Below are 18280 nucleotides of genomic sequence, written 5' to 3' on the forward strand. Positions count from 1 at the left end.
GTCTCCTACTTTATCAATATTCCTTTGTATCTATTTAGCGTTTTTAAAGTAATCCCCGTTCCTCTTACTACCGCTCTTAAAGGATCTTCAGCAATATAAACAGGAAGGTCTGTTTTAGTGGATAATCGTTTATCTAAACCTCTTAACATCGATCCTCCACCGGCTAGATAAATACCGGTATTATAAATATCGGCTGCCAGTTCTGGAGGGGTTTGTGATAAAGTTTCCATTACCGCATCTTCAATTCGAAGAATAGATTTATCTAGAGCTTTTGCAATTTCACGATAGGAAATATTTACCTGCTTTGGCTTCCCTGTTAAAAGGTCACGCCCCTGTACGCTCATTTCGTCTGGTGGGACTTCTAAATCTTCAGTAGCCGCACCAATCTGAATTTTGATTTTTTCTGCTGTACGTTCTCCAACATACAGGTTATGTTGTGTACGCATATAATACACGATGTCGTTGGTAAACACATCTCCAGCGATTTTAATCGATTTGTCACAAACAATTCCGCCAAGAGCGATTACCGCAATCTCGGTAGTACCACCACCTATATCTACAATCATGTTCCCTTTAGGCTGCATGATGTCTACACCAATACCAATAGCAGCAGCCATAGGCTCGTGAATAAGGTATACTTCTTTACCGTTAACACGCTCGGCACTTTCTTTTACCGCTCGCATTTCTACTTCTGTAATTCCAGAAGGGATGCAAATTACCATTCTTAAGGCCGGCGTAAACATTTTACGTTTAAGCGCGGGAATTTCTTTAATAAACATGGTAAGCATCTTTTCACTGGCATCAAAATCGGCAATTACACCGTCTTTTAAAGGCCGAATGGTTTTGATATTCTCATGTGTCTTTCCCTGCATCATTGCCGCTTCTTTTCCTACAGCCGTAATCTTACCAGAGGTACGATCGCGGGCTACAATCGAAGGGCTATCTACCACCACCTTATCATTATGAATAATAAGGGTGTTGGCAGTTCCTAAATCTATCGCTATTTCTTCAATGAGAAAATCAAAAAATCCCATAGGTTATTTTATGTATTGGTATATTGGTAAAGTATTCTATTAATGTTTAAAATGGCGGGTTCCTGTCATTACCATTGCAATATCATGATCATTACAATAATCGATACTTAACTGATCTTTTATAGAACCACCTGGCTGGATTACTGCCGTTATTCCTGCATTTCCTGCAATCTCTACGCAATCTGGAAATGGAAAAAAGGCATCACTTGCCATTACTGCTCCTTTAAGATCGAATTTAAAAGAACCTGCTTTTTCAATGCTCTGTCTTAAAGCGTCTACACGGGAGGTTTGTCCCGTTCCGCTAGAACAAAGTTGTTTGTTTTTTGCCAGAACAATAGTATTGGATTTTGTATGCTTACAAATTTTTGAAGCAAATAAAAGATCTTCAATTTCCTGTTCTGTAGGTTTATTAGTTGTTGCGTAAGATAAATCGTCTAAAACATCTGTTTTATTGTCTTTACCCTGAACTAAAACTCCATTTAGGCAGGTGCGAACCTGATTTTCCGGAAGTTCCGTTTCCTTTTGGATTAAAATGATCCGGTTTTTCTTTCCCTTTAGAATTTCTAAAGCTTCATCAGAAAAAGAAGGAGCGATTACTACTTCACAAAATAAAGAATGAATTTCCTCCGCAGTAGCTTTATCAATCTCTGTGTTGGCAATTAAAATTCCGCCGAAAGCTGAAACAGGATCTCCTGCCAAAGCATCTACATATGCCTGTTTTATGGTCTCACGCTGTGCAAGTCCGCAGGCATTATTATGCTTTAAAATCGCAAAAGTAGGAGCTTCTCCTTTAAATTCATTCATTAGGTTAACCGCGGCATCAACATCTAAAAGGTTGTTGTAAGATAACTCTTTTCCGTGGAGCTTATCAAACATGGCGTCAAAATCTCCAAAAAATGTTCCTTTTTGATGCGGATTCTCACCATATCGTAAAGTTTTGCCTTCCTGAATGCTTTGTTTGAATGCAGGAATCTCCTCTGAAGTATTAAAATAATTGAAAATCGCAGTATCGTAGTGCGAAGAGATATTAAATGATTTTGCTGCGAAATTTTTACGTTGCGCTAAGCTTGTTTCTCCATTTCCTTCGTTTAGGATATTTAAGAACTCGGCATAATCGTTTACAGAAGATACACAAAGTACATCTTTAAAATTTTTTGCGGCGGCCCTTATTAGAGAAATGCCGCCAATATCGATCTTTTCAATAATATCCTGCTCTGATGCGCCAGAGGCGACTGTTTTTTCAAAAGGATATAAATCTACGATAACAATGTCAATTTGCGGGATTTCATATTGAGCAATTTCTTGAACGTCACTATCGTTATCCTGGCGATTTAAAATTCCGCCAAAAACTTTTGGATGTAATGTTTTTACACGACCACCTAAAATAGAAGGATAAGAAGTTACGTCTTCTACAGGAACAACATCGATTCCCAGATCTTTAATAAATTGTTCTGTTCCTCCGGTAGAATAAATTGTGATTCCCAGTTCGTTAAGCTTTTTAACGATGGGCGCCAAACCATCTTTACTGAATACTGAAATTAAGGCAGATTTGGCTTGTTTTAAATTGCTCATTATGTTGTGTTTGTTAAGGAAGCAAAAGTAAGTATTTAAGGGAAAAACTTAAAAGTGTTTTTGCTTATTTATAAATAAAATTTGTAACGAAATTTTAAGCTGTGCGTCATATAAACAATTCTGTGTAAAAAAGCAGCTGTTTTATTATGCTTATATTTCTAAGAGTCCTTGGTGAGAGCTTTAATTTTGCGATTAATGCACTAAAAAATAATCTTTTACGTACTTTTTTATCCCTGCTAGGGGTAACTATAGGTATTTTCTCTATAATAGGGGTACTGGCGGCTGTAGATTCATTAAAGAATGAAATCTCTGGTTCTTTAAGTAGTCTGGATAATAGTACCACTATCGTAATGCGCTTTAATTTTGGGCCAACAGATATTCCACGGTGGAAATGGCAACAGTTTCCAGATGTTACTTACGACGAATATCAATTTTTAAAACGTAATCTACCAGATGCCAAAGCAGTTACTTTTACTCAAAATGTACCTGCGGAAACTATAAAATATCAAGATGCCAGTAGTCTTGGTGTTAGTGTGCAAGCTGTTGGAAGCGAATATTATGATATCGAAGCTATCAATATTGAAGAGGGACGTTTTTTTAACGAATCTGAAGCTGCCAGCGGTTCACCTGTGATCGTAATGGGAAGCGAGATCGCCGAAAATCTTTTTGGAAGCATAGATCCGTTGGGCAAACAAGTGCGAATGTACGGTAGCAAATTTACCGTTATAGGATTACTTAAAAAAGAAGGTTCTTCTATGTTTGGCCCCAGTAAAGACGGTCAGGTTTTTATTCCGGTGAATGTCACCAGACGTATTTATGGTGAAAATAACAGAAATATTTTTCCTCAAATCTTATTAAAACCAGAAGCTGACGTTGATAATGCCGAATTTCTAGCGGTGTTAGAGCAGCGGTTAAGAAGTTTTCGCGGAATAAAACCGGGCGAAGTAAGCACCTTTTTTGTCAATCAGCTTAAAGGATTCACAGATATGATCGATAATATTACAGGCACCCTAAATATGATCGGACTTGTAATTAGTGGGTTTTCTTTGCTAGTGGGTGGATTTGGGATTGCTAACATTATGTTTGTGAGTGTAAAAGAACGGACAAATCTTATCGGAATTCAAAAATCATTGGGTGCCAAGAATAAATTTATTCTCTTTCAATTTCTATTCGAAGCCATTATTCTGGCCATAATTGGTGGAGCCGCAGGTTTATTTTTTGTATGGATAGCTACCATTATTGCGTCAAACTTTACCGGTGATTTTGATTTTATTCTTTCTTTCGGAAATATCATTTTAGGTACAACGGTCTCTGCATTGATCGGATTGATCTCTGGGATAATTCCAGCAATTTCAGCTTCACGCCTGGATCCTGTTGAAGCGATAAGAACAGGGATGTAAAAACTGTAGAAATTTAAAAGTTTTTAAAGTTTAGAAAGTAAAGTTTCGGTAGGATGCTTTGTTTTTAGAGACAAGAGACAAGAGACAAGAGACAAGAGACAAGAGAAATAAGACTGTTCTAGTTTGTTATTTTATTTTGTTGCAATTATAAAAAAAACTCATAATCCAGATAATGATATCGGATTATGAGGTTTTTTTATTCATGTATTTTACTGCCTACTGCCTACTGCGACTGCCAACTGCGCACTGCCAACTGGACTTACTCCAGTATTTCAGCAACTTTTTCATTTACAAATTCAAGAAAACGCTCGTCTTCTTTAGAGAAAGGATCTGGTGTATGAGAGTCAATATCAATCTGACCAATATTTTCACCATTTACAAATAGTGGGACTACAATTTCAGCTTTTACATGGATGCTACAGGCAATATAATTGTTCTGTGCTTTCACATCGGGAACTACAAAATTCTCATTAGAAATGGCTACCTGTCCGCAAATTCCTTTTCCAAAAGGAATAATGTCATGATCGGTAGGTTCACCGGCAAAAGAACGAAGTTTTAATTCCTCTTTATCGCCATTTTTAAAATAAAATCCAACCCAATCGTAGTAAGGGATTGTTTCCATTAATAATTCGCAAACCTGTGTTAATCGATGATCTACCGATAATTCTTTGGTATTTAGAATGTCTTCAACCTGTGGTCTTAATTTATCAAATGGCATAACATATAATTTTTGGGCAAAAGTATTTAAAATCTAAGTGCTGTTACAGGCTTTTGTCTAAATTTGTTGAAACTCTTTACAATTGTTTCAGCTTTTTAAAAAATATAGCGTTGTTATTCGGTTTGTTGCCGTATTTCTGGGGAGCTATTTTTTGCTTTCTGTGCTTTATAATGCCTATTTAATTTTTTCTGAGACACGAACTAAATTTTATCCCGATTTTTTTACCAATATCGTGAGTAGGCAAAGTGCTGCAATAATGGAATTTTTAGGATATTCTATAAAATTGCAAGCTCATCAAACCCAAAATGCCGTACAGGTTTTTATTGAAGACACCTTATTGGTTCGAGTGGTTGAAGGCTGTAACAGTATTAGTGTGATTATTCTTTTTACTTCTTTTATACTGTCTTTTTTCGCAAAGAAGCGAACCACTTTTTTTTATATTTTGGCAGGAAGCGTATTTATTTATGCGATGAACTTAATTCGTATAGCCTTGCTTACCATTGCGATATATAAATATCCTGAATATACCTCTTTAATGCATGATATTGTTTTTCCACTAATAATTTATGGGACGGTAATAATATTATGGGTTTTTTGGGTTCGAGTGTATGCAAATTTAGAAAAGAATGAAAGCCAGGTATAGAATTGTATTCATTGGGATGCTCGTGATCGTGCTAGCAGTTATTCGGTTTTATGAAAGCAGTCTTTTTTACGATCCTCTCATCAATTTTTTTAAATCTTCAGATTATCTAAATGATAAAATCCCAGCCTTTAAAGCTGGATTATTGATCCTGAATACCATTTTTAGATATATATTAAATAGTATAATTTCAATTGGCATCATAGCCATAGCTTTTATAGATCGTAATATTGTAAAGTTTTCAGCAGTATTATTTTTTATCCTATTAATTCTTGCTGGCAGCGTTTTTACTTATCTTATTTTTACTATAGAAAATGAACATTTTCTTGCCCTGTTTTATGTAAGACGCTTTTTAATTCATCCTATATTTATTTTGGTGCTTTTACCGGCCTTTTATTATTACCGAATAAACAATCAAAATATAAAAAATAGAAATTGAAAGATTTTCCCTGAATTTTGAAATTCTATTTCTCTATTTCCTGTTATTTTTGATCGATAATCGAGTCTAAATATTCTAGTGCGGTCCTGATAGCGGTTAGAATATCTGTATGTTCGAATTAAAACAAGTGGTTATTGCGCTTGTGCTAAGGTAGTTTACTTATTATATTGTTGTTAATTATATATTATCAACTATTTTTGTAATTCATGAAAAAGGTTTTTTGTAAAATAGTTGCTTCCATTTTAGCCGTTTTGGTGCTTTTTTCTACCTTATCTTTTACGGTAGATCAGCATTTCTGCGGAAGTTTTCTTGTAGATAGCGCTGTTTTTACAAAAGCAAAAACCTGCGGAATGGAGATGAGCTCTGCGGATTCTACTGAAGCTTCCATTACCAAAGAATCTTGTTGTACCAATAAAAAACTGGAAGTAAAAGGTCAGGATGAACTGAAGCAGAACTTCAATACTCTCGATTTTCAGCAGCAAGTATTTATTACTGGTTTGGTATATGCTTACCTAAAGTTATTTGAGGTTTCAGAACCAGATTTTATTCCTTTTAAAGATTACTCTCCGCCAAAGCTTGTCTGTAATATTCAGTTACAGGATCAGGTTTTCCTTATTTGATCAAAACATATTTTCAATTTAGAAGCATTCGCCCGTTATGGTGGTTTTGCTATGCCTTTTTTAGGCTAAGATGATGTGTTTTTTTAAGATCAAATAAATCTTTTTATGCTGAACAAGAGCATTAAATTTTTAATAGAAAATAAGCTGGTTGCCGTTATCCTACTTTTGGTTTTAGTGGGATGGGGTGTGGTTAATGCACCATTTAACTGGGAGAAGGCTCGAATAGCTAGAGGAATACCAAGAAATCCGGTAGCGGTAGATGCTATTCCCGATATTGGTGAAAATCAACAGATTGTTTTTACAAAATGGGAAGGTCGTTCCCCACAGGATATTGAGGATCAGATCACCTATCCTTTAACGACTTCTTTGTTGGGTATTCCCGGAGTAAAAACGATTCGAAGTGCTTCGATGTTTGGCTTTTCAAGCATCTATATCATTTTTGAAGAAGAGGTAGAATTCTACTGGAGCCGAAGCCGGATACTGGAAAAATTGAACTCTCTTCCGGCTGGACTATTACCCGAAGGAGTAAACCCTTCTTTAGGACCCGATGCGACCGCTTTAGGGCAAATTTACTGGTATACTTTAGAAGGTCGTGATAAAGAAGGTAATGTTACGGGTGGCTGGGATCTTCAGGAATTACGAAGTATTCAGGATTTTTATGTGAAATATGCACTGTCTAGTGCTGGAGGTGTTTCAGAAGTGGCTTCTATTGGCGGTTATGTTCAGGAGTATCAAATTGATGTAAACCCTGAAAAAATGCGTCAATATAAGGTGAGCCTTCAGGATGTGGTTAAAGGGGTTAAAGAAAGTAATCGTGAGATTGGTGCACAGACTTTAGAAATCAATCAGGCTGAATATTTAGTTCGTGGCCTGGGTTATGTGAAGTCTATTGATGATATCGAAAATGCAGTGGTTGCTTCTAAGGATTTTTCAGCATTAAAAGTCAGTGATGTCGCTAATGTTTCAATAGGTCCTGCAGCACGACGCGGAATTTTAGATAAAGAGGGCGCAGAGGTTGTTGGAGGAGTTGTGGTGGCTCGTAATGGAGCCAATCCTATGGAGGTTATTCAAAATGTAAAAGATAAAATCGCTTCAATTAGTGGAGGTTTGCCTTCTAAGGAACTGACCGATGGCACCACTTCGCAACTTACGATTGTACCTTTCTACGATCGATCTGAACTAATCCAGGAAACTTTAGGGACTTTAAACGAAGCACTGAGTTTGGAGATTTTAATCACCATTTTTGTGATCGTGATTATGGTGTTTAACCTTCGAGCTTCTATTCTTATTTCAGGTTTACTTCCGGTAGCGGTATTGATGGTATTCATCGCGATGAAAATTTTTAATGTTGATGCCAATATCGTAGCGCTCTCAGGAATTGCAATTGCCATAGGGACGATGGTCGATGTTGGTGTAATCCTTTCAGAAAATATTATTCGGCATTTAGAAGAAAACGAAGCAGAACTACCAACAAACACCGTGGTTTATAATGCCACTACTGAAGTTTCTGGCGCGATCATCACTGCGGTTTTAACCACCATTATTAGTTTTATTCCGGTATTTACGATGGTAGGGGCTGAAGGAAAATTATTCCGCCCACTTGCCTTTACCAAAACTATGGCACTTACCGCTTCGATTATAGTAGCACTATTCTTAATTCCGCCGTTTGCAGCCAGTATATTCAAAAAAAGAGAAACACGAAAAAACTTCAATTTAGCCATTCAGGCACTATTGATATTGGCCGGAATTGTAATGATTTTTTATGGATTTTGGATAGGCCTAATTCTAATTGGTTTAGGGATAGCCGGGATTCTAAAAGCGCAAAACATCACCTCAGAAAAGCAACATAACTGGTTGGTTGTAGGTGTTATCGCGACCGCTATTGTATTTATGCTGGCTGTATTTTGGCGCCCACTTGGATTAGATACTTCGATATTTTGGAATGTGATCATGGTGGCGATCATTTGTTTTGGTTTATTGTTTGTCTTCAATCTTTTTAAAAACAGTTACACCCGCATCTTACACTGGGCATTAGCCAATAAAATATTATTTCTTGTTTTTCCATTGGCGATCATCATTGCCGGATTTACAATAATGCGAAACACGGGAGAAGAATTTATGCCTTCACTTAATGAAGGTTCGTTTTTACTGATGCCAACCTCGATGCCACATGCCGGAGTTGCCGAAAATAAACGGATTTTACAACAATTAGATATGGCCGTAGCCAGCATTCCTGAAGTGAAAACCGTGGTTGGAAAAGCAGGTAGGACCGAGTCGGCATTAGATCCCGCACCACTGAACATGTATGAAAATATTATTCAGTATAAACCGGAATACGCATTAAATGCGAACGGAGAGAAACAACGTTTTAAAGTTAACGAAGATGGATATTTTGTATTAAAGGATGGAAGTGTATGTGCAAATTCAAACCTAAAAACCGAACAGACTTCAAAGGTCTCCAAAACCTGTAAGGTTTCCCAGTTAATCCCAGATGAAAATGGGGAATACTATAGAAATTGGCGACCGCATATAAAATCCCCTAATGACATCTGGAACGAAATTTCAGCAGCGACAAAATTACCGGGAATTACCTCAGCACCTAAATTACAACCTATCGAAACCCGACTGGTAATGTTGCAAACCGGGATGCGCGCACCTATGGGAATTAAAGTGCGGGGTCAGGATTTAAGGCAAATTGAAGCTTTCGGGATGAAGCTCGAAGAAATCCTAAAAGAAGCTGAAGGCGTTAAAGATGAGGCTGTTTTTGCAGATCGTATTGTTGGGAAGCCATATTTATTGATGGATATTAAGCGCGATAGATTAGCGCGTTATGGAATTTCAGTTAGTGACGTTCAGGATGTTTTGGAAGTGGCTGTTGGTGGAAAAATGTTAAGTCAGACGGTTGAAGGTCGCGAGCGTTATTCAGTGAGAGTACGCTATCCAAGAGAACTTCGGGATTCGCCAGAAGATTTAAAAGATATTTATGTTCCGGTAGAGAACGGGCAGCCGGTTCCATTAAATGAACTCGTAGAAATTCGCTATGAAAAAGGGCCGCAGGTGATAAAAAGTGAAGATACATTTTTAATAGGCTATGTGCTTTTTGATAAAATGGAGGGCTTTGCTGAGGTGGATGTCGTGGAGAATGCGCAAAAAACCATTCAGCAGAAAATAGAGGCTGGGGAGTTAAAAGTGCCGAAGGGAATTAATTATGAATTTACAGGGAATTATGAGAATCAGCTTCGCGCCTCCAAAACATTGTCGATCGTAGTGCCGCTTGCATTGTTGATCATTTTTATGATCCTGTATTTTCAATTTAAATCGGTAACCACTTCATTTATTGTGTTTACCGGAATTGCTGTTGCCTTTGGAGGCGGATTTATCATGATCTGGTTGTATGGGCAGGACTGGTTTTTAAATTTCAGCTTGTTTGGTGAAAATCTTCGGAACCTATTCCAAATGCATACCATCAATTTAAGTGTCGCGGTTTGGGTTGGCTTTATTGCGCTGTTTGGTATTGCAACTGACGACGGTGTGGTTATGGCCACTTATCTCACACAAACTTTTAGTAAAAATGAACCGGATACTATCAAATCAATTCGTGCTTCAGTTGTGGAAGCCGGAGAAAAAAGAATTCGTCCTTGTTTAATGACTACCGCCACAACAATTTTAGCGCTATTGCCGGTTTTAACAAGTACTGGACGTGGTAGTGATATTATGATTCCCATGGCAATACCAAGTTTTGGCGGGATGGTATTCGCTTTAATCACGCTATTTGTCGTACCGGTATTGTTTTGCTGGAAAAAAGAATTGAAGTTGAAAAGAGAAGTGAGTAGTTAGAATTGAGACCGCTTCGCTGTTAGAAAATAGAGAATAGACAATTTGAAGATGTGTTAATTTGAAAATGTGATGAAATAATCAAGACTAGAATATTTTGAATGCAAAATGTTGAATTTTGAATCAATTTTTTTGTCATTTCGACTGAAGCGGAGCGTAATGGAGAAATCTTTAGTTTCAGTTCTTATTGAAAATAGATTTCTCGACTCGTGCCTCGCTCGAAATGACGACAGGTTTTAGATAAGTAATTTTGATTGGAACATGAAACAAAACTTTAAATGAAAAAGGAAAATAAACTGATGGCTAAAAGCTGGCAGCTAAAAGCTGAAAAAGCATATAAAACTTTCCTTTTTTGGTTATGTTGCTGCTTTGTTTGGCAACCCAAGCACAACAACTAGAATCTTATGTTTTGGAAGCGCAGGATAATAGTCCGGCAATTGATGCTTTACGGGCAAAATACGATATCTCCAGGGAACAAATCAATGCGGTAAATACTTTGCCAAATACCGAATTTGCAGCAGGTTATTTTGTAAGTGAGCCGGAAACCAGAACCGGGCCACAGCAGGCTAAATTTTCAGTAAAGCAAATGTTTCCTTGGTTTGGAACAATTTCGGCAAGACAGGATTATGCGAGTGCGCTGGCCCAACAAGATAATATTGAAGTAGGTATCGCTTTAGGGAAGCTAAGATTATCGGTTTCTAAGACCTATTTTCAGTTGTATGAACTTCAAGAAAAAATTAAAGTAGTTAAAGAGAATATTGAGTTGCTGAAAGTTTATGAGGAGTTGGTGCTAAAAGGAGTTGAAGTGGATAAAGCCAGTGCTGTAGATGTGCTGCAGTTAAAAATGCGACAAAATAAGCTAGAAGATCAGCAATTGAGTCTTCAAAATCAACTAACGTCGGGAAAAGTGGCGTTTAATCGATTGCTGAATAAAGAAAATAATGCTTTGGTAGAAATAGCGGATACCTTGGAATTACCTTCAGAAGATATTCAGGTTTCGGCAATAAAAGTTCATCCTGAATTATCAAAATTTGATGAAAATCTGGAAAGTATTGATTTTGCTGAAGCGATCAATAAAAAAGAATCGGCTCCGCAGTTCGGTTTAGGTATTGATTATATCAATGTAGGAACACGCACTGATATGGCAATTCCCAATTCTGATAGCTATCGGAATGGGAAAGATATTGTGATGCCCATGCTTTCGTTTTCGATCCCGATTTTCAACAATAAATATTCATCGGTTACGGCACAAAATGAATTGCGTAAAAAGCAAATTTCAGCAAATAAAACTCAGCGATTAAATGAACTGGAAAGTAGCTTGTCAAATGCAGTATCAATGCGTAATTCAGCTCGAAATTCCGTTGAAATTCAACTTCGGAATATTGCCTTGACAAAAGATGCGGAGGATATTTTGATGCGCAGTTACGAAAGTGAAAGTTTGGATTTTAGGGATGTGTTGGATATTCAGGAAATGCAGTTGGATTACCAGATGAAATTAATAGAATCCTTAAGCAATTATTTTCAGCAAGCGGCGATGATTCAGTATTTAGTGATTAGTAATGAGTAGTTAGAGAAGAGAAGCAAGAATCAGGAGTTAAGAATTATGAATGCTAAATGTTGAATTTTGATTGAATTTTTTGTCATGCTGAACTCGTCCACGATAGCTATTGAGACAACATCTCATCAAGATTCTCGGAAGAGGAGTTTAAGATTCCGGATCAGGTCCGTAATGGCTTAAGTTTCAAATTTTAAAAGAAAAAGCTAACGGCTAAAATACGATTATGAAAAAAACAATTATATACACAGGTTTGGCTTTGATCACTGGCCTTTTTGTTGGCTATTTGGTTTTTAGCGAAGTTGAAAATAAAACCGAAGAGGCGCATACTGAACATAATGCTTCAGAAGATACCATGTGGACCTGTTCTATGCATCCGCAGATTATGCAGCCAGAGCCTGGAGATTGCCCGATTTGTGGTATGGAACTCATCCCGGCAGATCAAAGTGATGCAACTATTGCAGGTTTTACGATGACTGAAAATGCGATGAAACTGGCAAATATCCAAACGACGATTGTTGGAACTTCTAACACAGACAAATCGGTTACTCTATCTGGAACCTTAGAGACTAATGAAGAATTAAATGCAGTGCAATCCTCGTATTTTGCCGGGAGAATTGAACATCTTTTTATTAATACCACTGGTGAGCAGGTGAAGATTGGTCAAATTCTGGCAACAATTTATTCGCCCGATCTTGTTGCTGCTCAGCAGGAGTTGTTAACTGCGGTAAAGTTAAAAGGATCGCAACCCAAATTATACCAGGCGGTAAGAAATAAGTTAAAGAACTGGAAACTGAGCGATTCGCAAATCAATGCGATCGAAGAAGGCGGAAGAGTAAAAGAGAATTTTCCTGTTTTTGCCTCAAATTCTGGTACGGTGACAGAAAAAATGGTAAACGAAGGGGATTACATAGATCGTGGGCAACCACTATATAAAGTAGCGAATCTTTCTGAGGTATGGGCGGAGTTTGATGCTTACGAGCAGCAATTATCGAACCTAAAAGAGGGCCAAAAACTTTATATTTCGGTAAATGCCTTTGCAGATAAAACTTTTAGCGGAACCATCGATTTTATAGATCCTATTTTGGACAATTCTTCCAGGACGACAAAGGTTCGGGTAGTTTTAGATAATCGCGATGGAAAACTAAAACCGGGAATGTTCGCAGAAGCGGCAATAAATATGGAAACTACTGAAAGTGAGCAGATCAGTATTCCAAAATCGGCAGTAATGTGGACGGGAGAACGATCTATTGTGTATATAAAGACCAATCCAAATTTACCACAATTTGAAATGAAAGAAGTAACATTAGGGAGTGAAGTTGGCGATTTTTATCAAATTTTAGACGGGTTACAAAAAGGTGATGAAGTAGTAACTAACGGGACATTTACCGTGGATGCTGCGGCACAACTTCAAGGTAAAAAATCAATGATGAACCAGAATTCGGCAGATGAAGATGTAGCAATACAAATGAACTTACCTAAAAAATTTCAGTTGACGTTCAAACCGATGCTTCAGGATTATTTAAATCTAAAAGATGCATTAGTGGCTAGTGATACCACTTTGGCAAAACAGACGGCGAAAAAAGCGTCAACCAAAATCAACAATACTGATACAGCAGAACTGAATCAAATGTTGGTATCTCATTTTAAAGTTATTCAGAATAAATTTAAAGCGATAAGTGCTTCCAACGACATTGCCGCGCAACGAGAAGAGTTTATTATACTTTCGCAAAATATGATCGCGCTGGTATCGAATTTCGATGAGATAGAAGAGATGTATATTCAGCGCTGTCCAATGGCAAATAACAACAAAGGCGCAACATGGTTAAGTAAAAATAAAGATATTAAGAATCCATATTTTGGAGAGCAGATGCTAGGTTGCGGCGAAACAATAGATCGCTTACCATATAAGAATTAAAATAAACTTTAAAGAAAAGAAAACTAAAAGCAGCTGTATTTTGCAAAAAAAAAGAGCTCTAAAAAAATATAAATACAACCTTGAAAAATACCAAACTTTATAAACTTTAAACTAAATTCTATGAAACGTATACACAGAAATCTATTTTTTATCGCCTTTTCGGCAGGGATTATAAGCTTTACTAGCTGTAAGGAAAACAAGGAAACCTCTACAGAAACTTCGGATAAGGAAATGAAAGTGTCTCATGATGAAATAATGGATAACGAGACGCCAATGGAAATGAGCGGAGCTGAATTTAATGATGAAAAAGTTGCGACAAATTACCAGTCTTATTTAGACTTGAAAAATGCTTTGGTCGCTAGCGATGCTGAGGCAGCCCAAGTGGCAGCTAAAAAACTATCTGAAAATGGAGAAGATGATATTATAGAAGCAGCGACTAAAATTTCACATACATTGGATATAGAAACACAGCGTAAAGCTTTTTCAGAATTAACGCATAATATGGAGCCTGTGTTAGAAAATGCAATTGCTTCTGCTGCGATTTACAAGCAATTTTGTCCAATGGCTTTTGAAGGAAAAGGAGATTACTGGTTTGCAAGTTCTAAAGACATTAATAATCCGTATTTTGGGGATAAAATGTTGCATTGCGGAAGGGTAGAAAAAATCATTCAATAAAAGGTATATGATTCTCTCTTCCATAATTTGGGTGAGAGAATCATTTAAAATTAAAGTTTTGACAGAGAATATTGTTCATATAAAAAATGTGGTTTGTGGCCGATGTATCGCGACGGTAGAAGGTATTCTGTCTAAACTGAATATTCCGTATAAAAATGTGAGTTTAGGAGAGGCAACGCTACTAAAAGATCTTTCTACAGAGGAATATACCGCCTTTAAGTTGGAATTGGAGAAGGTAGGTTTCGCGCTTATAGAAGCTAAAAATAAACGTATCGTAAATCATATAAAATCGATATTAATTGATGAGGTTTCTAATAGCACCGATCAGAAAAAACTCTCTGAAATTTTAAGTGCTGAATTGCATTACGAATATAGCCACATCACTAACCTGTTTACTGCGGAAGAGGGACAGAGCATTCAGTCGTATTTTAATAAACTGAAGATCGAAAAAGCCAAAGAGCTTTTAGAGTATGATGAACTTAGTATTGCTGAAATAGCTTATCAACTTGGTTTTTCAACAGCGGCTTATTTATCGACATCCTTTAAAAAACAAACTGGGATCACACCTTCAGAATATAAAAAAATGCAAATAAAAGATCGTAAAGGTTTGGATCATGTTTAAGCTTTTATAAAACTGAAATAACTTACCATAATTTTAAAAGTACTTCTGCTGTTTCTCGGTTAATTTTGATTATGAACCAAAAAAATCAAAAATGATGAGAAGTGAGAAATTAGTGAATGCCCTGGCAAATTGCGTAAATCATTGTAATTATTGTGCAGATGCCTGCTTATCGACAGATAATATCGTTATGATGCAGAACTGTATAAGGACTGATAGAGTGTGTGCCGAAGTTTGTAATGCTTTAGCTAATGTAGCAGTTATTGAGGGCGCCAATATTACCGATTTTGTAAAATATTGTATTACGATTTGCCAGGAATGTGCAGATGAATGTAAAAAGCATGAGCATAAGCATTGCCAGGATTGTGCAACCGCATGTGAAACCTGTGTAGAAGCATGTAATTCTTATCTAGCTTAAAAACTGAATTAAATACTACGCCTAAAACCTGACTCTATAGGTTTTAGGTATCTTTCTTATGATGAAGCATAAATACAATATTAGTGGAATGAGTTGCCAGGGCTGCAAATCCCATGTTACTAAAGCGCTTGAAAATATCCCTGGAGTAGAACAAGTAGAGGTAGACCTTGAAAGAGGAAGTGCTGAAGTAGCTATGCAAAAGCATATCGAAATTGAAGAATTTCAGCAAGCTTTAAAAAATGCCGGTGGAAATTATCAAATATCGATGCCTTCAGAAAATACTTCAGCTGCTGAAGAAAAATTGATGACTCACAAGTATCATATAAGCGGTATGAGTTGCAATGGTTGTAGATCTCATGTCGAAAAAACTTTAAATGAAATTGGTGGGGTCGCCAAAGCTGAGGTAAATCTTGAAAAAGCCGAAGCAACCATCAGTATGCATCAGCATATCGAGATTGCAGAATTTCAGCAAGCCTTAAAAAATAATGGAGGAGGTTATGAAATTCATCCGGCCGGTCATCAGTATCATCATACAGAGAAAAGTAAAAATAAAAAAAAGTCCAAGACAAAAGGCAATGGTAAATGGTATTGCCCAATGCATTGCGAAGGGGATAAAATATATGACGCGCCGGGAGATTGCCCGGTATGCGGAATGGATTTGGTGCAGGAGCAAAGTTTAAGTGCTTCGAGTATCACCTACACCTGCCCAATGCATCCTGAGATCGAAGAAGATAAGCCCGGGGACTGTCCAATTTGCGGGATGGATCTGGTGTCTAAAAATCCTGAGCCAGATGCACAAAACTCTACTTATCTGAAATTGCGTAAAAAGTTATGGCTCTCTCTGGTCTTTACCTTGCCGGTATTTTTGATTGCGATGTCTGATATGCTAAACAATAATCCACTTTACAAAATAATGGATTTGGAATATTGGAATTGGGGGCAGTTTGTATTGTCTATTCCGGTTGTTTTCTATACCGCCTGGATGTTTTTTGAACGTGCCTGGAAATCTGTAGTGAACTGGAATTTAAACATGTTTACCTTAATAGGTATTGGAGCCGGAGTAGCGTGGGTTTTCAGTGTTCTGGGGTTGCTTTTTCCAGGGGTATTCCCCGATCAATTTAAAACCGAAGCAGGAACAGTACATGTTTATTTTGAAGCTGCTACAGTAATATTAACCCTAGTGTTGCTTGGACAAATGTTAGAGGCCAGAGCCCACGATCGCACCAATTCGGCTATAAAAGAATTACTGAAACTGGCACCTAATAAAGCTACTCGAATTAAAGATGGAAAAGAAGAAGTAGTTAAAATCGATGAGATCGAAGAAGGCGATATTTTAAAAGTAAAACCCGGAGAAAAAATTCCGGTGGATGGAATTATAAAAGAAGGAAAGTCATCAATCGATGAAAGTATGATTACGGGAGAACCTGTTCCTGTAGAGAAATCGACTGATGATAAAGTAACTTCAGGAACCATAAACGGAAATTCTTCTTTTACCATGGTTGCCCAGCAAGTTGGAGATGAAACTTTGCTCTCGCAAATTATCCAGATGGTAAATGATGCCAGTAGATCTCAGGCCCCAATTCAGCGTTTAGCCGATAAAATTTCTGGCTATTTTGTGCCGATTGTGGTGCTTATTTCTGTCATCACTTTTGTGGTTTGGGCTATTTTTGGTCCGTCACCATCTTATGTTTATGCTTTTGTGAATGCTATCGCAGTACTGATTATAGCTTGTCCCTGTGCACTTGGCTTGGCTACCCCAATGTCGGTAATGGTTGGTGTCGGGAAAGGTGCTCAAAATGGAGTTCTGATTAAAAATGCGCAGGCTTTGGAGTTAATGAATCAGATAGACACCTTAATCATCGATAAAACGGGAACCATTACTGAAGGAAAACCTTCTGTGGAAAAGATAGTAAGTGTTGGAGGATACAGTGAAAGTGATATTGCAGGATTTGTAGCTGCTTTAAATACGCATAGTGAACATCCACTAGCTACTGCCACGATCAAATATGCGAAGATGCGCGAAATTGAAATTGAACAAGCTTCAAATTTCGATTCGGTTACCGGAAAAGGTGTTGTTGGTGAACTTCAGCAGAAAAAATTAGCGCTGGGAAATAAGGCGCTTTTAGATGAAAAAGGGATTAATTCTTCAGGAAAGATTGATCGCGAAATTGAACAATTTCAGCAACAAGGAAAAACCGTTTCTTATTTAAGTGTAGCTGGTAAGGTTGAGGGTTTTGTTGTGATTTCAGATCCTGTGAAGAAAACCAGCAAAGAGGCGCTTACCAAGTTGATAGAAGATGGTGTTGAGGTAATTATGCTTACCGGTGATAACGAGCGAACTGCTAAAGCTGTTGCAGATGAAATGGGAATTGCTTTTAAAGCAGGAATGTTACCGCAGGATAAAATGCGTGAGGTAGAAAAGCTTCAGCAACAAGGTAGAAAAGTAGCTGCAGCCGGAGACGGAATTAACGATGCGCCGGCATTGGCTAAAGCTGATATTGGGATCGCTATGGGGACAGGAACCGATGTTGCCATAGAAAGTGCTGAAATTACACTGGTAAAAGGTGATTTAAAAGCGGTACTAAAAGCAAGAAAACTAAGTGATAAAGTGATGGCTAATATTAAACAAAATCTGTTTTTTGCTTTGATCTATAATAGTATTGGGGTGCCAATTGCAGCGGGTGTTTTATATCCTTTTTTCGGAATTTTATTATCACCAATGATTGCGGCTTTGGCAATGAGTTTCAGTTCGGTTTCTGTGATTGCCAATGCATTAAGGTTGCGGGCAGCAAGACTTTCTTAAACCTCTTTTTGATGCTAAATATATTGACTAAAACC

At 37.3% G+C, this 18280-nt stretch carries 14 protein-coding genes; 11 read left to right on the plus strand and 3 right to left on the minus strand.

Translation table 11 applies throughout. From position 1 onward, the window contains the following. Window positions 1-5: 5 nt before the first annotated feature. Window positions 6-1034: a rod shape-determining protein gene (locus ZPR_RS03185; protein ID WP_013070169.1), complete on the minus strand. Its 1029-nt coding sequence runs from the start codon at window positions 1032-1034 to the stop codon at window positions 6-8. A gap of 39 nt (window positions 1035-1073) precedes the next feature. Continuing rightward, window positions 1074-2606 (minus strand): bifunctional phosphoribosylaminoimidazolecarboxamide formyltransferase/IMP cyclohydrolase, encoded by a 1533-nt coding sequence (purH, locus tag ZPR_RS03190; protein ID WP_013070170.1) that lies wholly within the window; start codon window positions 2604-2606, stop codon window positions 1074-1076. Window positions 2607-2752: 146 nt separating this feature from the next. On the opposite strand from purH, the gene ZPR_RS03195 reads away from it, so the two are divergent. Then, window positions 2753-4006 (plus strand): ABC transporter permease, encoded by a 1254-nt coding sequence (locus ZPR_RS03195; RefSeq protein ID WP_013070171.1) that lies wholly within the window; start codon window positions 2753-2755, stop codon window positions 4004-4006. A gap of 259 nt (window positions 4007-4265) precedes the next feature. Here the strand turns inward: ZPR_RS03195 and ZPR_RS03200 are convergent, their stop codons facing one another. Then, window positions 4266-4724, minus strand: a complete 459-nt coding sequence (locus ZPR_RS03200; protein ID WP_013070172.1) for a GAF domain-containing protein — start codon at window positions 4722-4724, stop codon at window positions 4266-4268. A gap of 82 nt (window positions 4725-4806) precedes the next feature. Between ZPR_RS03200 and xrtF the strand changes: the two genes are divergently transcribed. The 10 genes from xrtF to ZPR_RS03250 all read left to right on the plus strand — a co-directional run bounded on the left by xrtF (window position 4807) and on the right by ZPR_RS03250 (window position 18245). After that, on the plus strand, window positions 4807-5367 hold the full coding sequence (gene xrtF, locus ZPR_RS03205; protein WP_013070173.1) for an exosortase family protein XrtF: 561 nt from the start codon (window positions 4807-4809) through the stop codon (window positions 5365-5367). Beyond that, window positions 5351-5803 carry an exosortase F system-associated membrane protein gene (locus tag ZPR_RS03210; RefSeq protein WP_013070174.1) on the plus strand — a complete coding sequence of 151 codons (453 nt, stop codon included), beginning with the start codon at window positions 5351-5353 and terminating at the stop codon, window positions 5801-5803. The genes xrtF and ZPR_RS03210 overlap by 17 nt, the downstream gene beginning before the upstream one ends. 206 nt (window positions 5804-6009) lie before the next feature. Next, complete coding sequence (locus ZPR_RS03215; protein WP_013070175.1) at window positions 6010-6423, plus strand: HYC_CC_PP family protein; 414 nt, start codon at window positions 6010-6012, stop codon at window positions 6421-6423. A 105-nt stretch (window positions 6424-6528) separates the two neighbouring features. Then, window positions 6529-10260 (plus strand): efflux RND transporter permease subunit, encoded by a 3732-nt coding sequence (locus ZPR_RS03220; RefSeq protein ID WP_013070176.1) that lies wholly within the window; start codon window positions 6529-6531, stop codon window positions 10258-10260. A 355-nt stretch (window positions 10261-10615) separates the two neighbouring features. After that, a complete protein-coding gene (locus ZPR_RS03225; protein WP_041578632.1) occupies window positions 10616-11824 on the plus strand; it encodes a TolC family protein in 1209 nt (402 codons plus the stop codon). Window positions 11825-12038: 214 nt separating this feature from the next. After that, complete coding sequence (locus tag ZPR_RS03230) at window positions 12039-13730, plus strand: efflux RND transporter periplasmic adaptor subunit (protein ID WP_013070179.1); 1692 nt, start codon at window positions 12039-12041, stop codon at window positions 13728-13730. 120 nt (window positions 13731-13850) lie between these two features. Continuing rightward, window positions 13851-14405 (plus strand): DUF3347 domain-containing protein, encoded by a 555-nt coding sequence (locus ZPR_RS22400; RefSeq protein ID WP_013070180.1) that lies wholly within the window; start codon window positions 13851-13853, stop codon window positions 14403-14405. Between the two features lie 58 nt (window positions 14406-14463). Beyond that, a complete protein-coding gene (locus ZPR_RS03240; RefSeq protein WP_041579554.1) occupies window positions 14464-15027 on the plus strand; it encodes a helix-turn-helix domain-containing protein in 564 nt (187 codons plus the stop codon). Window positions 15028-15118: 91 nt separating this feature from the next. After that, window positions 15119-15442, plus strand: a complete 324-nt coding sequence (locus tag ZPR_RS03245) for a four-helix bundle copper-binding protein (RefSeq protein WP_316928304.1) — start codon at window positions 15119-15121, stop codon at window positions 15440-15442. Between the two features lie 61 nt (window positions 15443-15503). After that, window positions 15504-18245: a heavy metal translocating P-type ATPase gene (locus ZPR_RS03250; RefSeq protein WP_041578633.1), complete on the plus strand. Its 2742-nt coding sequence runs from the start codon at window positions 15504-15506 to the stop codon at window positions 18243-18245. Window positions 18246-18280 lie beyond the last annotated feature (35 nt).

The sequence above is a fragment of the Zunongwangia profunda SM-A87 genome, assembly GCF_000023465.1.
Classification (GTDB): domain Bacteria; phylum Bacteroidota; class Bacteroidia; order Flavobacteriales; family Flavobacteriaceae; genus Zunongwangia; species Zunongwangia profunda.

Coding starts and splice junctions, on each gene's coding strand:
- purH (WP_013070170.1), bottom strand. CDS start 2,606: ATGAGCAATTTAAAACAAGCCAAATCTGCCTTAATTTCAGTATTCAGT.
- ZPR_RS03225 (WP_041578632.1), top strand. CDS start 10,616: ATGTTGCTGCTTTGTTTGGCAACCCAAGCACAACAACTAGAATCTTAT.
- ZPR_RS03245 (WP_316928304.1), top strand. CDS start 15,119: ATGATGAGAAGTGAGAAATTAGTGAATGCCCTGGCAAATTGCGTAAAT.
- ZPR_RS03185 (WP_013070169.1), bottom strand. CDS start 1,034: ATGGGATTTTTTGATTTTCTCATTGAAGAAATAGCGATAGATTTAGGA.
- ZPR_RS03210 (WP_013070174.1), top strand. CDS start 5,351: ATGAAAGCCAGGTATAGAATTGTATTCATTGGGATGCTCGTGATCGTG.
- ZPR_RS03200 (WP_013070172.1), bottom strand. CDS start 4,724: ATGCCATTTGATAAATTAAGACCACAGGTTGAAGACATTCTAAATACC.
- ZPR_RS03215 (WP_013070175.1), top strand. CDS start 6,010: ATGAAAAAGGTTTTTTGTAAAATAGTTGCTTCCATTTTAGCCGTTTTG.
- ZPR_RS03220 (WP_013070176.1), top strand. CDS start 6,529: ATGCTGAACAAGAGCATTAAATTTTTAATAGAAAATAAGCTGGTTGCC.
- ZPR_RS03230 (WP_013070179.1), top strand. CDS start 12,039: ATGAAAAAAACAATTATATACACAGGTTTGGCTTTGATCACTGGCCTT.
- ZPR_RS03250 (WP_041578633.1), top strand. CDS start 15,504: ATGAAGCATAAATACAATATTAGTGGAATGAGTTGCCAGGGCTGCAAA.
- ZPR_RS03195 (WP_013070171.1), top strand. CDS start 2,753: ATGCTTATATTTCTAAGAGTCCTTGGTGAGAGCTTTAATTTTGCGATT.
- ZPR_RS22400 (WP_013070180.1), top strand. CDS start 13,851: ATGAAACGTATACACAGAAATCTATTTTTTATCGCCTTTTCGGCAGGG.